The organism is Colwellia aquaemaris (assembly GCF_057548755.1).
In genome coordinates this window covers 238,626-254,321 of the sequence record NZ_BAAJLV010000001.1, presented here as the reverse complement: position 1 = coordinate 254,321, position 15,696 = coordinate 238,626, and the positions used below count along the sequence as shown (strand labels likewise).

The window sequence follows — 15,696 nt, the reverse complement described above, 5'->3', positions numbered from 1 at the left end:
TAGCTTAATTTAGGATAGTTGATATTTGAAGAATGAAATGCAACTGAGTTGATCAACTGGAATTTTACAACCCGTATTATCTTAAATGAGCCAGAAACAGCCATAACCGAACACGGTCATCTTGAAATCGACGGGTTGTATTCTCTATAGCTAAACATCTTTGGTGCTTTGGTTAATGCAACAATAAATGGCATCAAATCTATGTGGGCAGCGCCTATAACCCTGCCGAAGATTTTCAACAAACTGATATACCAAAAGTGATTCATCGGTTGATAATTTTCTTTGTTTAAATTCTAAATTGGTTTCTTAGCCCAAGACCGATTAAAAATAAGAGCATCATTGATACAAGTGCTTGGGTACCCATTAGCCAATAGAGCTTTTTGTGTAGTTTTGGCTTATCAAATAGCTTTGGTAGCAAATATTCTTTAGTGTTTTTGTTTATGGATAAAAACGGAACACTATTTGCCAATGATACCGTCAGTACCAGGCTCACTTTTTCACCTGGGTGTTGATGCTCCTCATCTGCCATTACACAGTATAAAGAAGCAAAAATTAGGATTGAGGTAAAGAAGTACAATGCAGGTCGAAGAACCGATTGGCCATAATTACTCACATCTGAAAATATCATATCTAAAATTGAGCCGAAAGCACCCGTTTGAAGCCATCGTTTTGCTCGCTGCTCATCGGCATGGAAGGCCATTGCTTGCTCATGAGCTTTGTTACTTTCGGCCAATTCTTTTAAACGCGTGAATCGGTGAATGTCTTCTTTGTCTTCGATAATTTCAAAACATTTTTCTCGCTTCCTATTCAGTCGGCAAGTTAGGCCATCAAGAGATAACTGATTGCTTAGCTTTGTATTACGAAAGTCAATGGGGCATGGAACGTTCATGTTTTGAAAGGTTAATGCGTCTTCGAATTGAGCATTTTGGAAAGTAAATTGTTTAAGATTGTCAGTGAATTCACAATTTTCAAAAACAACTTGGCCTTTGAATTTGCATGGGGTAAAAGTGATAGTTTCGTTTAGAAACTTGGTTCTTAAAAAGTTCACACTTCCATTGCCAAAGCTGGTATGCCCAAAGGATACCCCTTCACCACTAAATGTGGCACCTTCAAAGCTTATATACCCATCACCAAAGGTGACTCTATTAAAGTCCACCCACTTATCACCAAAGAGCACGTGACTAAAGCAAATCTCTCCATCTCCAAAGGTGGCTCTATTAAAGGATACTGTCGATTTATTAAAGCTGGCGCCATGGAATAATACATCGCCATTACCAAAGTTGACACATCCAAAGCTTACATTCCCACTTTTAAAGGTGACACCACTAAAGTCCACATTTCCTGTGCCAAAGGTGGTGGCACTAAAAGACACATCCCCATCGCCAAAGATTGCGGAACTAAAGGACACATTACCGTCATCAAAGGTCGCATCACCAAACATCACATTCCCATCACCAAATGTTGCATAATTGAAGTTCACATTGCCTTTTGGAAAATTGTAGCTGTGAAATCTAATGAATGGCTCTTTTCTTGTTCGGTATTTGGAAAAGTCGACACTTTCGAAACTCACGTCGGCGTCAGGATTCTCTTTTACCCATTGATTCCATTCGTCTTTGCCTTTTTGCCATAGGTCTATGGCTTCTTGCCCTTCTAGTTTGATACGCGCATTTTGTTGTGTCATGGTTTGTCTACTTGGTATGGATATGTGGGAAGTTAATTTTGCACCACTAATTATTAATAGTTTTATGCAAATTATTACGTTTTTTAGCCGCGCTAATATGGGCTGGCGTGAATCAAAATTATGCTTTTAGCCTTCGGTTTTCAGACTACAAGTAGAATAAATGAAATCCTAAGTCCATTCAACAGACTTGGATATTATTGAGTTTAAGTCTCGCACGCTGATGCCACAAATAGGTTATTTTGGCTGAAATAGCATTAGGATGAATAACGATTGTCGGTTTAACGAAAATTGTGATTGTAGTTCAATATTTGTTCAGCCATCTTATGTTTACGGATCTATTCGCCCATGTTCAGCATACGAATAACAATAGCAACCCGCAACTATTATATGATCGAGCACCTTAACATCGATTAAAGCAAGCGCTTGCGCTAATCGATCGGTTATTTGATTATCCGCAATACTTGGCTCTGCAATACCCGAAGGGTGATTATGAGCCAAGATCACAGCACCCGCTTGGTGTTTTATTGCCGCTTCGACAACAACACGTGGATAGACAGCAGCGGCATTAATCGTGCCATGAAATAAGCGTTCAAATTTAATCACTTTATGCTGAGTATTTAAGAACAAAATAGCGAACACTTCTCGGCTTTCATTGCGCAATTCAGCCTTTAAAAAACGTTGTGTTGCTAATGAAGACGTTAGCTCATGTCCGGTTTGCATTTGTTCGGCCAAGTAACGTTTAGACATTTCTAAGCATGCTTGTAATTGCACATATTTTGCGGCCCCTAAGCCATGGTGCTGACAAAACTCATCTAGTTCTGCTTGATATATTCGCGAAATACTACCAAAGCTTTTCAACAGTTTCCTCGCTAAGTCCACAACATGACAGCCCTTAACACCGGTGCGCAAAAATATTGCCAACAATTCGGCATCACTTAAGCTTTTTGCACCATATTGCAGTAACTTCTCCCGAGGTTTTTCATCGCTGGGCCAGTCTTTTAACATAGTTGCGTCCTTGCAAAGTGATTTTAAAAAAAGTGTGAATAATGCTATCTTATCGCCAATTGTCGTTATTAAGATTAGCAGTTTATGCAGATTCTTCAGGGTAAAAAAATTCTATTAGGTATTAGTGGTGGTATTGCTGCCTATAAAACGCCTGAGCTAGTTCGTCGTTTAAAAGACAAAGGCGCCGACGTGCGAGTGGTGATGACAGACGGCGCGAAAGCCTTCATCACACCATTAACATTACAGGCGGTATCAGCAAACGCTGTGTCAGACAGCTTATTGGATACCCAAGCAGAATTGGCGATGGGCCATATCGAGCTAGCAAAATGGGCCGACTTTATTTTAATTGCCCCTGCAACTGCCGATATCATTGCAAAAATCTCCGCCGGTATGGCGAGTGACTTATTGACCACTTTGTGCCTAGCAACTTCAGCCCCTGTGGCGATTGCTCCGGCAATGAACCAACAAATGTGGCACAACCATGCAACGCAAAATAATATCAACACCTTAACCTCATGGGGTTACAAAGTATTTGGCCCTGGCGCCGGTGAACAGGCCTGTGGTGATGTTGGTTTAGGGCGCATGCTTGAAGTTGACGAATTAGTGGCTTTAACGTGCCAGCAATTTACCCATAGCGAACACACCACCCTCGCTGAACTGCCATTACTATTAAAAGGGCAGAAATGGCTTATTACCGCAGGCCCAACACGCGAAGCTATTGACCCGGTACGTTATATATCGAATCACAGCTCTGGTAAAATGGGTTTTGCAATCGCATCCGCTGCACAAAAATTAGGTGCCGACGTCAGTATCATATCTGGGCCTGTTAACATACCAACACCTGAGCATTGCCAAAAAATTGCCATCGATAGTGCGGTTGAGATGCACCAACAGGCAATGTCATTAGCAGCCAACGCTGATGTTTTTGTTGCTTGCGCCGCTGTGGCAGATTACCGCCTAGATACTGTCGCCAGCCAAAAAATCAAGAAGTCTCACGACACAATGCAACTTAATCTGGTGAAAAACCCGGATATTGTCGCGGATGTTGCCGCAATGAATAACAAGCCGTTCACGGTTGGTTTTGCCGCAGAAACACAAGATATTGAGCACTACGCTCGTGGGAAACTTGCGCGCAAGAATTTAGACATGATAGCTGCTAACAACGTGGCTGAACAAGGGCAAGGCTTTAATAGCGATGATAACGCATTATCAGTTTTTACAGCCAACAGTCAAAAAGACTTTGCCCTGACCAGTAAAAGTGAGCTTGCCATGCAGCTAGTACAATTTATTCAAGAAAAATTTCAAAATTCACTGAAAAGTTAATCTAGCATATGATTAGCAGTGTTGATTGTTGAATCGCTGCTAACTCTCGCTATACAATTACGCTAACATTTCAGTAGTTACACTGAAAAATAACAAAAATAGAGAATCAGTTTTATGCCGGCGACTCAAAAACCAAATCGCAAACAACAAATTTTAGAATGCCTTGCCCATATGCTACAAACCGGAACAGGACAACGTATCACTACAGCAAAACTTGCCGCTGAAGTTGGCGTATCTGAAGCCGCTCTTTATCGCCATTTCCCGTCTAAAGCACGCATGTTCGAAGGATTAATTGAATTTATTGAAGAATCAATTTTTTCAAGAGTTAACTTAATTCTGTCTGACCATAAAGAAGCATTAGTGCGCTGTCATCATATTCTGCATGTATTATTAATTTTTGCTGAACGAAATCCGGGTATGTGCCGTATTCTTGCTGGTGATGCGTTAATGGGTGAAAATGAGCGACTACGAGCTCGTGTAAACCAATTTTTTGAAAAATTAGAATCGCAATTCAAACAAGTATTGCGTGAGCGAAAGCTACGTGAAGGCAAGGGCTTCACTATTTCAGAGCAAGCATTAGCTAATATTTTAATGGCCTTTGCTGAAGGTAAAATTAATCAATATGTGCGTTCTGATTTTAGCAAAAAACCAAGTAATGATTTTAACGAGCAATGGCAATTTTTAATGGCAGATAAATAGCCCATCATTATTAATATTGCATTGTTAATTGTCTGCCAAATTATTTGGCAAAGCATAAAATTAAGGAAACATCGTGAGTAAGTTAGCACACCTGAAACCAAGTTCATTATGGCAAATTTTTGAGCAAATTTGCAGTATTCCACACCCATCAAAGCATGAGCAAAAAATATCACTTTGGATCCAGTCTTGGGCAAAAGAATTAGGGCTAAGTGTCAAAGAAGACGCAGTAGGCAACCTTATTATTAAAAAGCCTGCCACCGCAGGTATGGAAAATAGAAAGGGGGTTATTTTACAAGCTCATATGGATATGGTACCGCAAAAAAACTCTGACACTGAGCACGATTTTTTAGTCGACCCTATTAAGCCATATATTGTTACCGAAGCTGATGGTGACTGGGTAACTGCAGAAGGTACAACCTTAGGCGCTGACAATGGTGTTGGTTTGTCTTCGGCGCTAGCGGTACTAGCCAGTGATGACATTCCTCATGGGCCACTGGAAGTTTTAGTTACCATTGATGAAGAAGCAGGCATGACCGGTGCCTTTGGTTTAGAAGCCGGCTGGTTAGAAGGTGATTTACTGATCAATACTGACTCTGAGCAAGAAGGCGAAGTCTACATGGGCTGTGCTGGTGGTATTGATGGCGAAGCAACCTTTGCCATTAAATATGAAGATGCACCTGCTGATGTTGAGTCTTTTAATCTGTCAATTTCAGGCCTAAAAGGCGGTCACTCAGGTGTTGATATTCATACTGGCCGCGCGAATGCAAACAAACTATTAGTACGTTTCTTATTAGATGCAAGTAACGAGTTTGATTTACGCTTAACTGAGCTAAATGGTGGCAGTTTACGCAACGCTATTCCACGTGAAGCCGATGCAAGTTTTGTTATAAGTGCGACACAAGTTGAAGCTTTCAAAGCTAAATTAGCAGACTATTTAGCAACAATGCGTCAGTCGTTAGGTTCAGTCGAAACTGACATTGAGATGCTATTAATTTCGCCAGAAACTTTTGATGAATGTTGGACTGTCGACACTCAAAGCATTATTTTACGTGCTCTTAACGCCTGCCCTAATGGGGTATTGCGTATGAGTGATGATATTGAAGGTATTGTCGAAACATCACTAAACTTAGGTGTTATGCGCAGTAAAGGCAATAAATTTGTTGCCATGACTTTGATTCGCAGTTTACATGACGATGGTCGATTAGACGCACAAACAGCTGTACAATCAGTATTTGAATTGGCTAAAGCCGAGATTAAATTCTCTGGCGCTTATCCAGGTTGGAAGCCAGATACTAGCTCAGCCCTAATGCAAACAGTACGTGATACCTATCAGTCATTGTTTAATAAAGTACCGGAAATTATGGTCATTCATGCTGGTCTTGAATGTGGCTTATTTAAAACCGCCTACCCGAACTGGGATATGGTTTCATTCGGCCCAACCATTAAATTCCCACATTCACCGGATGAAAAAATCCAAATAGCGACCGTTGAGCAATACTGGCAATTATTGGTGGCTGTATTAGCCAATATTCCTGAAAAAGCATAACTTCTTAGCCGTTACACTTTCGCGCAGTATATGCCTTATACTGCGCTAGCATTCCTACTATTTTGCGCTTTAATTACCTATAATAAAAAGGTCGACCAGATCAATGTTAGCGTAATTAGCCTAAAGTCTAATAAACAAATAACGTTAAACGTCCTAAACTAATTTTGGGGTTCTTTAAAGGAAACAATGACATGATTCAGCCAGATAAAATAATAATAGCTGACGATCACCCATTATTTAGGCAAGCGTTGTTAAGCACATTAAAATTAAAACTAACGCAAACACAATGGTTGGAAGCACAAACAATTGCTGAGTTAGAACAGCAACTTATTGAAAATAATGATAGCGACTTGGTCTTGCTAGATTTACACATTCCCGGCGCACATGGTTTTAATACCTTAATTCATGTCCGTAACCACTTTCCACAAATTCCAGTGGTGGTGGTATCTGCTCATGAAGACCATGAAACCATTTGCAAAGCAATGGGCTACGGTGCTTCAGGTTTCATTCCAAAATCAACACCTGTGGATGATATTTACAATGCCATTCAACATGTACTCTTAGGTAATATTTGGACGCCAGAAGCTTATAGTGAGTCTGCACCAACACAAGACAACAATGATATTGCCGAGCGCGTTGCCAGCCTAACACAGCAGCAATACAGAATTTTGATGATGTTTGCACAAGGCATGCTTAACAAGCAAATTGCGTATGATTTAAATGTTTCAGAAGCAACTATTAAAGCACATGCCACCGCTATTTTTCGTAAGCTTGATGTTCGCAATCGCACGCAAGCGGTTATTGCCATTAGTCAGCTAGACCTTGCTGACGTGCAATTACAAGATAGTTAACGACAAATACAATCGAACTCCAAGCTTTATAAATATTTAGCTTGGAGTTTTTTTGTTAGCATTGCGCTCATCATAGCTCTTAGTGCTGCAGGTTTAACTAATTTACGCATAAAGCCAATATCGGCCGCTAAGGTTTTTTCTTCTAGATCGCTATCAGTCGTGGCGGTAATTAAAATGGCAGGCAAGTAATGGCTAAGCTGCTTTCTTAATTCAGCAATTAAAGCAATACCATTGAAGTCATGATCCAACTGGTAGTCTACTAGCAATATCTCAATATCATTTTTGTGGTCATTGTATAGCGAAAGTGCCTGACTATATGAATTGGCCGCAATAACATCACAATCCCAAGCCGTCAGCAACTCTACCATGCCATTAAGTACATCTGGGTCGTTATCAATACACATGACCGTTACGCCCTTAAGGCCAACATTACCAATCGGTTTAACAGTAACCTCTTCTGTTTTCGCTGCAGCTTGTTCAACACCAACGGTGAACTTACAGCCCATATTAACTTCCGAATGCAATGCTAAGGAGTGGCCCAATAATTTTGCTAAACTCTGCGTTATATTCAAACCTAAACCTAAGCCGCCGGCGGTAGAGCTTTGTTGGTTATCAAGTTGGGTAAATTGTTCAAAAACCATAGTTTGTTTATCAACAGGGATACCTGGGCCATTATCTAGCACTTGAATGTAGATCATTTCATCTTTAACTCTGGCGCCTAATAACACCTTGCCGGGGCTAGCATAACGAAAAGCATTACCGACTAAGTTTTGTAGAATACGACGTAATAAATTACGGTCTGAACGTAACCACAATGAATTGCAGTGCACACGAAACTCGACATTAAGCTCAAGCGCATTGGCAGAAAACTCTTTTGCCAGGTCATCAAACAAAGATTTAACGGAGAATACCGTAATATTTGGTTTAATATTGCCGCTTTCAATACGCGCTATTTCTGCTAAATCCGCCACTAGGTCGTTGGCAACCTTTAATGAATGGTCAATGTTGTCCACTTGGCGCTGCTGGATATCAGTCAAGTTGCCTTGACTTGCTAACGCTGAAGTAAATAATCTTGCTGCTTCTAAAGGCTGCATTAAATCGTGACTACACGCCTTTAAATACAAGCTTTTCTTAACATGGGCCTGTTCTGCTTTTTCACGTGCTAAAGCTAATGCTTCATTGGTTTGCTCTAATTTTTGCGTACGTTCAAGCACACGAGTTTCTAGGTCAACATTAGCTTCTTTTAGGCCTTTTTCTGCTTGCCGATAAGCGGTGATATCAGAAAACAACATAACAAAACCACCACCCGGAAGCGGATTACCCTCAATACGTATAACCCTACCATCACTATGTTCACGTTCTGAGCTATGCGGACTACCATTGCGTAAATGTGCTAAACGCTTATTAACTTGTTGATCAACCTTACCCACACCACACAGGCCTCGACGAACATTATAGCGAATTAAATCACTAACAGGGCTGCCCTGATAAATAAGCTTGCTTGGATAATCAAATAGATCGACATACTTTTTATTCCAAGCAACTAAATTAAGATCACTATCAACAATCGAAATACCTTCACTGGCATTTTCGATGGCGCTTTGCAATAAATCTTGGCTAAATTGCTGACGTTGGCTTGATGCCTCTTCAACCAATACCGCTATTTCATCTAAAGCAATATCACGTCCTTCTAAAGCAGAAGAAAGCACTAAACGCGCTGACGATGCCCCCATAACACTGGCTAAAGTTTTTTCGGTGTGTTGTAAAAGTTGTTGGTTATACGCAACATTCCCTAATGTATCTTTGACTGCTAACCGTTGAAACTGGGCAAAACTGACACTGGCTTTTTCTTCGCCAACAAAGCGAGAAACTAATAGCTCTAATTCTTGATAATTTATTTGTTTATTACGTTGCGACTGCAAAGATTTTGGCGCTTGATATTCCATAAATAACGATGCTTGCATCCGCTCTTGCACACTTTGCCGACTAACATGAGACAGTAGCCACATTGAGACAATATTGGCAGATAATGACAATAAACTTGCCATTGAACTCGCTGGTATAAAGCCACCTTCAAAGGGATGCGCATAAAGCCCAAATTGTGGCAGAAAGTTTAAAAATAACCAGGCGCCAAAACCAATAACAATACCACCGTACACAGCTGTTAATGTTGCCCTACGCCAATAAAAAGCCGCTATTAAGGCTGGTGATAATTGCGCAAAGGCACCAAAAGCTATTTGCCCTAACGAACTTAAGGTGTCTGGCGAAGCCATTAAAAACACGCCATAGCCGAGCAAAATAACAAATAGAACTAATACTTTACGAATTGTTAGAAGCCGTAAACGAAAATTATCATAGTCCGTATTACTGTTCTTTTTGGCGCGATATAACCAAGGGAAAACAATTTCATTACTGAGCATAGTACTTAGCGCAATTGAGGAAATAATCACCATAGAACTCGCTGCGGAAATTGCGCCTAAAAAGGTTAAAAGTGTCAACCAAGGTTGTTGTTGATACCAAGGTAAAAACAACACATAAGCATCAGAAGGTACACTATCGCCCAATAATAGGTGCCCTGCTAAACCTAAAGGTACAGCAAATATTGCAAACACTAACAAGTAGAATGGAAATAAACGCCGGCTTAGCCAAGTATCTTTTTCATCTTTAAGTTCAACCACCATCACCTGAAATTGGCGCGGAAGCGTTAAAAACGCTGCCATTGTAATAACCAACATGGCGAACATTGACATAATATTTGGAAAGTTTAATTGTTGATCGAGCTGAATATTAGCAGACGAGCGACGCCAAATTTCCATAGGCGAATCAAACAATACATAAGTGACGAAAATCCCCACAGCTAAAAAGGCAAACAATTTAACGAGAGATTCAAAAGCTATTGCTAACATTACCCCAGGATGGCGCTCAGTAACATCAATATTGCGAATACCAAAAACAACGGTAAAACCTGCCAAAACAAGACTCACTATTAAGCCAAAATGCCAATTTGCTAGGCTTTGCTCTGCTTGTAATTGTTGAAATGAGTAAACAATTGCTTTTAGTTGTAGGGCGATATACGGCATAGTGCCGACTAGTGCCACTACGGTCACCAAAATGGCTAGATTATGAGATTTACCAAAGCGAGCCGCCAGCAAGTCAGCAATCGAAGTAAGGTTTAATTTTAAACTGACCCGAATAATGCGCTGAATAAACGGCCAAGCAAATATAAACAGTAATATAGGCCCTAAATAAATAGGAATATGAGAAAGAAAGTTGCTTGCCGCTTGACCTGTAGTACCTAAAAAGCTCCATGAGGTACAGTAAACACCAAGCGTTAGCGCATAAATAACCGCCTGACTTTTACGAACTAACTTATGACGATATTTATCCCCAAAATAAGCAATAAAAAACAGTAAACCTATATAGGCAAAACTTAAGCCTGCTAACTGCCAATTTGGAAACATATAAGCTCTCTATTTATTATTTTCAACGACGTCTATCACTTTGGTCAATATTAAAATAGCAAGCGTGCTAAGCGAATGAAACTGCCCTTTATTAGACATTAGTCGTAGAAAGCTTCCTTATCATACGATTTGATACGCTTGCGTATTCAAACCATGACACAGGCTAAGTGTTAACTATTAAAAACTGATGTTTAAGCAAGTTATCAATAAGAAAGCCATTAATTTACCTTAGCACTAAATATTAGCTCTGATACTTATTCTCTGCATTGCCATTAAACTGAATAACCAAACCCTCTAAGTTTTCTGCAAGTTGATTCAAATTATCGGCATTTCCAACAATATCTTCTACATTATTCATATTCTCTTTAGAGGCACGAGTAATATCGGTCATGTTGTTATTAATATCATTAATCGTCAGCGCTTGCTCTTCTGTTGCAGACGCAACTAAATGGTTCGAATCTAAAATTTGATTTGTCAGCTCAACACTCATTTTTAAAATATCTTCCGCCTTAGCGATCGATTGAGTGGTATTTTCTGACTGCTCAATAATTTGCGCGATCTCTTTTGAAGCAATTGCTGATGTGTCTTTTAAATTGTTCATTATAGTTTGAATTTCCGCTGTTGACTCAACGGTTTTACTTGCCAGTGTTCTAACTTCATCCGCAACAACTGAAAATCCTCGACCATGCTCACCTGCTCGTGCTGCCTCAATAGCCGCGTTTAATGCCAATAAATTGGTTTGATCTGAAATGGTTTGAATAACACCTAGTGCACCAGCAATTGTTTCACTGTTAGTGGCGAGTGTACTAATAACATTAGAAACATCATTAATTTTGTGACCCAGTTCTTCTACCTCTGACTTTGCAGAGTGGATGACTTGGCTTATAGAGTCACTATTTTCTTTAATGTTTCCTGCAATATCAGAAGCTTGAATTGCATTTTTCGCGACATCAGAAACTGTTTCGCTAATTTGACCTAAAGCACTTGAAATATGGTGTGAATGCTCATCATTATTTACTGAGCTGGTAATGGTTTCCCCCGCTTTAGTTTGTAAAGCATCGGCCGTTTCTCTCAATGCTATTGTTGTATGTGAAACTTGAGAAAAAACATCTTCAAGCTTAGCAATAAATTGGTTATAACCTAACGCTACATTGACCAATTCTTTTTGACCGCTTTCAGGTATGCGATACGAAATATCGGCTTTCCCTTGACCCAGTTGTAGAAATAACTCTGCAAGTAAATTAATCGGTTTAGTAATTGATTTAGCAATCAATAGCGCGACAAAAATGGCAATTGTTGTAACCACTAAAGACCAAGTAATCATCTGCGCATTCGTTTCATTTAATGAGGAAAATACTTCTGATTTTGGAACTTGCACTACAACGTACCATTGCGCACTGGGAATAAAGCTGGCGGCAACAAATATGTCTTCTTTATTATCTTGTATTTCATCAAGACTAAATGCCGATTGCTTTAAAATTTTGCCGGCGATACCTTGCGAATAGATACTATCAATGGATTGACCTACAAGTGACTTATTCTTATGTAATTGAATAATGCCCTGGTCATCCACTAAATAAACAAAGCCTGTTTGCTCTAATTTAAAGCTACTCAATAGGTTAACGATATCTTCAAATGACTTAGCGATACCTGCTAAACCTTTGCCATTAACTTCTTGGTAATTAACAAATAAGTCTATTTTATCTGAATCAGGGTAAGCGTAAATACTCACCGAACTCTCTTTGTTGCTGTCACGATAGGCGTAAAACCAGCCATCAACATTATCATTTTGTAATTGACGAAGGTAACCATCTTGATTCCAATAATGCCCTGATTCACGATCAGCAAAAGAGGTTTTACTTAATTTATGGCTATTTGCAATAGCGGTTAACTTCTCTAATAACTGCTGTTCACCTGCTTTTGAGCGACCTTGTTCAAACCAACTTTTTATAAATGGGTCGGTCGCTATTTGCTGGGCAATAATACGCATCTGTGAAATTTCTTTGTCTATTTCACCGTTAATTTGTTTAATCGTGTTGGGCAGCTCTTGCTTAAGCATTCTGTCTTCAATGATGCTTCTAGCACTCCATTGACTCAAAATACCCACTAATGTGGCTGTTAATAATACAAAGATGATTAAAGCGAGTGTGACTTTCTGTTTTATAGACAAATTCGGCATGGTTACAATAAAGTAATTGGGATAAATATCGACTATCTTAGAGAAAATGCACAACGATAGAAAGAGCAACTCGGTTCAAAGCCCATTTATCGTTACACAGCCTGACTATACCCACCTAATTTGGATGACTTAGCAATGATAGGGATCATGATATTTTCATTGCAAGGCATGACTGCACATTGAAGAAAAACCAAAACACCTATCGCAGTATAAATAGAACATAATCAATTGAGCATATTACAGAATGCTTATACCAACCAAAACTGGTCGTTCTTTACTTTGGTTACTTAACCGTTTGCGTATAAAACTCAGAAATATACTGACCGCCTTTAATATTAGCGATCATACGTAATTTGTATTTTTCACCTTTGTTAGCAATTTTACTTCTCAGTGGTGTTTCACTGCGCCAATAATAAGGGCTATCACTCATACCAAGGGGATATGCTGTTGCTTGTCCTGCATTATCAACAAGAAAAAGTGTTGCACTATCTAAAGGAAAAGTGGCATTTAACGTTGTGATATTATTTTCATCAAAAACATTAACTTCAAATTCACCAGATTTCAGAATACATTTTTGGTTGATCACATCACAATGGCCAAAAGGTACCATATTAAATATACGCTGTTTACCCGCTTGGTTTTCTATATAAAAGTCTGAAGCAATATAGCCACCAATAAGAAGAAAAGGCGCTATCATGAGGGCTAATTTAGTATGACGGTTCATAATCATCCTTTTGTATGTCTATCAAAACGTTTAAGGCTAAATTTTCAAAAAGGTTAAAAAGTAAAATAGTAAAGGCTCCATCAATGGAGCCTTTACATCAATCACAGTCGTTTAGTGATCATGTGCTGCATTAGCACCAATTGGAATACGCATATTATCAACTAAGTCTTGAATATGCGACGGTGCAGGACCTGTTACTTTAAGCATTGCAAAGGCAACAGCAAAGTTAACTAAAGCGCCTACTGAGCCAAAGGCATTCGGTGAAATACCAAAGAACCAGTTTGGACCCATATCACCTAAGAACGATGTACCAGGAATAAACATAATACCTTTATGTTGGAATACATACAGCATAGTAACACCGATACCCGCGATCATACCTGAAACAGCTGCTTTACCTGACATTTTCTTAGAGAATATACCCATCATCAGTGCCGGGAAAATTGACGACGCAGCCAAACCAAAGGCTAGCGCCACCGTTCCCGCCGCAAATCCAGGCGGATTCATCCCCAAATATCCGGCAAACAATATTGCTATGGTCATGGTTACCCTTCCTGCCAGCAGTTCACTTTTCTCCGACATGTCAGGTACAAACACCCCTTTCATTAAATCATGAGAAACGGATGAGGATATCGCTAACAACAAACCAGCTGCGGTTGATAAAGCGGCGGCTAAACCACCAGCAGCAACTAGTGCAATCACCCAGTTTGGTAAATTTGCGATAGCAGGATTAGCTAATACCATAATATCACGGTCAACTTTAACCATTTCATTGGTTGTTTTATCCGCTGTGTATTGAACTTTGCCATCACCATTTTTGTCTTCAAACTTTAATAAACCTGTTTTTTCCCAATCTTTAAACCACTGAGGACGTTCAGAATATTCTAAGTTTTGACCCGCTACTGGTTCAATTGTGTTCATTAAATTGAAACGTGCCATAGCACCTACTGCTGGCGCAACCGTATAAAGCAAGGCAATAAATACTAACGCATAACCTGCTGACTGACGTGCCGCTTGTACTGAAGGAACCGTGAAGAAGCGCATAATTACATGTGGCAGGCCCGCGGTACCAATCATCAACGACATAGTGTAAGCAAACATGTTTAACGTGCCGCCCATATTCGAGGTTGTATACTCTTTAAAGCCTAAATCAGTAACCACCATATCTAGCTTATCAAGTAGGTATATGCCACTGCCGTCGGCTAAGGTACTACCTAAACCTAATTGAGGAATTGGGTTGCCCGTTAATTGTAATGAAATAAAGACTGCCGGAATGGTATAGGCAAAAATCATCACAACATATTGAGCGATTTGCGTATAAGTAATACCTTTCATACCACCCAGTACTGCGTATACCCAAACAACAACCATACCGATTACTAAGCCTAAATCGTAATCAACTTCGAGAAAGCGAGAAAACGCGACGCCAACACCTTTCATCTGACCGATAACATAAGTCACTGATGCAATAATTAAACAAACTACCGCAACAATACGTGCCGTTTTAGAGTAATAGCGATCTGAAATAAACTCTGGCACAGTAAACTTACCGTGTTTACGCATATAAGGAGCAAGCAGCATGGCAAGAAGGACATATCCACCAGTCCACCCCATTAGGAATACAGAGCCTCCGTAACCTAAAAAGGCAATTAAACCAGCCATAGAGATAAATGACGCAGCACTCATCCAATCAGCACCAATTGCCATACCGTTTTGCATTGGTGTAATGCCGCCACCGGCTACATAGAAGTCACTCGTTGATCCTGCACGTGCCCACCATGCGATACCGAAGTAAATAGCAAAAGTTCCAAAAACGGCAATATATGTATAAAGTTTTAACTCTTCCATTTTTAGTCCTCCGAGTGATATTTTTTATCAAGTTTGTTCATTTTGGCGCCATACCAAAAAATCAAACCTAAAAATGAATAAATTGAGCCTTGCTGTGCAAACCAAAATCCCAGTTTGTATCCACCTAGACGTATCGCATTTAACGGCTCGACTAATAGCAAGCCCAAGCCAAATGAAACCACGAACCAAATGGCAAGACATATAAATATTAAGCGCAGATTTTCCTGCCAATATGTTGTATTACCTTCACCTTCCATCATTCTCTCCTAGCATTTATTCCTATTAAACCTTAACTGCTTAATAGGCATAGCGTTTTATGATTTTTATACGCTGTTACCTGTTGTTTAAAGAGAGGCTGACTATTAATTCGACCTGTTAG

At 39.7% G+C, this 15,696-nt stretch carries 11 protein-coding genes; 4 read left to right on the top strand and 7 right to left on the bottom strand.

Annotated elements, in window-relative coordinates; all coding sequences use genetic code 11:
• Positions 1 to 286 precede the first annotated feature (286 nt).
• Entirely contained in the window at positions 287 to 1,681 is a 1,395-nt protein-coding gene (locus AC27HL_RS01120; RefSeq protein WP_487078359.1) for a hypothetical protein, read from the bottom strand.
• 327 nt (positions 1,682 to 2,008) lie between these two features.
• Positions 2,009 to 2,686: a RadC family protein gene (radC, locus tag AC27HL_RS01115; RefSeq protein ID WP_487078357.1), complete on the bottom strand. Its 678-nt coding sequence runs from the start codon at positions 2,684 to 2,686 to the stop codon at positions 2,009 to 2,011.
• Positions 2,687 to 2,770: 84 nt separating this feature from the next.
• Here radC and coaBC point away from each other — a divergent pair, with 84 nt between their 5' ends.
• The 4 genes from coaBC (at position 2,771) to AC27HL_RS01095 (ending at position 7,105) form a co-directional block, all read left to right on the top strand.
• The gene (gene coaBC, locus AC27HL_RS01110; protein WP_487078356.1) at positions 2,771 to 4,009 is read left to right on the top strand and encodes a bifunctional phosphopantothenoylcysteine decarboxylase/phosphopantothenate--cysteine ligase CoaBC; all 1,239 of its coding nucleotides are present in this window, start codon (positions 2,771 to 2,773) and stop codon (positions 4,007 to 4,009) included.
• A gap of 114 nt (positions 4,010 to 4,123) precedes the next feature.
• A complete protein-coding gene (slmA, locus tag AC27HL_RS01105; RefSeq protein ID WP_487078355.1) occupies positions 4,124 to 4,708 on the top strand; it encodes a nucleoid occlusion factor SlmA in 585 nt (194 codons plus the stop codon).
• 73 nt (positions 4,709 to 4,781) lie between these two features.
• A complete protein-coding gene (locus AC27HL_RS01100; RefSeq protein WP_487078354.1) occupies positions 4,782 to 6,254 on the top strand; it encodes an aminoacyl-histidine dipeptidase in 1,473 nt (490 codons plus the stop codon).
• A 191-nt stretch (positions 6,255 to 6,445) separates the two neighbouring features.
• Positions 6,446 to 7,105, top strand: a complete 660-nt coding sequence (locus AC27HL_RS01095; protein WP_487078353.1) for a response regulator — start codon at positions 6,446 to 6,448, stop codon at positions 7,103 to 7,105.
• A gap of 26 nt (positions 7,106 to 7,131) precedes the next feature.
• Here AC27HL_RS01095 and AC27HL_RS01090 read toward each other — a convergent pair whose 3' ends face one another.
• The 5 genes from AC27HL_RS01090 to AC27HL_RS01070 all read right to left on the bottom strand — a co-directional run bounded on the left by AC27HL_RS01090 (position 7,132) and on the right by AC27HL_RS01070 (position 15,577).
• A complete protein-coding gene (locus AC27HL_RS01090) occupies positions 7,132 to 10,566 on the bottom strand; it encodes a hybrid sensor histidine kinase/response regulator (protein WP_487078352.1) in 3,435 nt (1,144 codons plus the stop codon).
• Positions 10,567 to 10,807: 241 nt separating this feature from the next.
• Positions 10,808 to 12,745, bottom strand: a complete 1,938-nt coding sequence (locus tag AC27HL_RS01085) for a methyl-accepting chemotaxis protein (protein WP_487078350.1) — start codon at positions 12,743 to 12,745, stop codon at positions 10,808 to 10,810.
• A 283-nt stretch (positions 12,746 to 13,028) separates the two neighbouring features.
• Positions 13,029 to 13,469 (bottom strand): hypothetical protein, encoded by a 441-nt coding sequence (locus tag AC27HL_RS01080; protein ID WP_487078348.1) that lies wholly within the window; start codon positions 13,467 to 13,469, stop codon positions 13,029 to 13,031.
• A gap of 111 nt (positions 13,470 to 13,580) precedes the next feature.
• Positions 13,581 to 15,317 (bottom strand): sodium:solute symporter family protein, encoded by a 1,737-nt coding sequence (locus AC27HL_RS01075; RefSeq protein ID WP_487078346.1) that lies wholly within the window; start codon positions 15,315 to 15,317, stop codon positions 13,581 to 13,583.
• Positions 15,318 to 15,319: 2 nt separating this feature from the next.
• The gene (locus tag AC27HL_RS01070) at positions 15,320 to 15,577 is read right to left on the bottom strand and encodes a DUF4212 domain-containing protein (RefSeq protein WP_487078344.1); all 258 of its coding nucleotides are present in this window, start codon (positions 15,575 to 15,577) and stop codon (positions 15,320 to 15,322) included.
• Positions 15,578 to 15,696: the final 119 nt, after the last annotated feature.

What these genes read in the sequence shown, in the direction of transcription:
- AC27HL_RS01080 (WP_487078348.1), bottom strand. Translation starts at nt 13,469, where the DNA reads ATGAACCGTCATACTAAATTAGCCCTCATGATAGCGCCTTTTCTTCTT.
- slmA (WP_487078355.1), top strand. Translation starts at nt 4,124, where the DNA reads ATGCCGGCGACTCAAAAACCAAATCGCAAACAACAAATTTTAGAATGC.
- AC27HL_RS01120 (WP_487078359.1), bottom strand. Translation starts at nt 1,681, where the DNA reads ATGACACAACAAAATGCGCGTATCAAACTAGAAGGGCAAGAAGCCATA.
- radC (WP_487078357.1), bottom strand. Translation starts at nt 2,686, where the DNA reads ATGTTAAAAGACTGGCCCAGCGATGAAAAACCTCGGGAGAAGTTACTG.
- AC27HL_RS01085 (WP_487078350.1), bottom strand. Translation starts at nt 12,745, where the DNA reads ATGCCGAATTTGTCTATAAAACAGAAAGTCACACTCGCTTTAATCATC.
- AC27HL_RS01075 (WP_487078346.1), bottom strand. Translation starts at nt 15,317, where the DNA reads ATGGAAGAGTTAAAACTTTATACATATATTGCCGTTTTTGGAACTTTT.
- AC27HL_RS01095 (WP_487078353.1), top strand. Translation starts at nt 6,446, where the DNA reads ATGATTCAGCCAGATAAAATAATAATAGCTGACGATCACCCATTATTT.
- AC27HL_RS01090 (WP_487078352.1), bottom strand. Translation starts at nt 10,566, where the DNA reads ATGTTTCCAAATTGGCAGTTAGCAGGCTTAAGTTTTGCCTATATAGGT.
- coaBC (WP_487078356.1), top strand. Translation starts at nt 2,771, where the DNA reads ATGCAGATTCTTCAGGGTAAAAAAATTCTATTAGGTATTAGTGGTGGT.
- AC27HL_RS01070 (WP_487078344.1), bottom strand. Translation starts at nt 15,577, where the DNA reads ATGATGGAAGGTGAAGGTAATACAACATATTGGCAGGAAAATCTGCGC.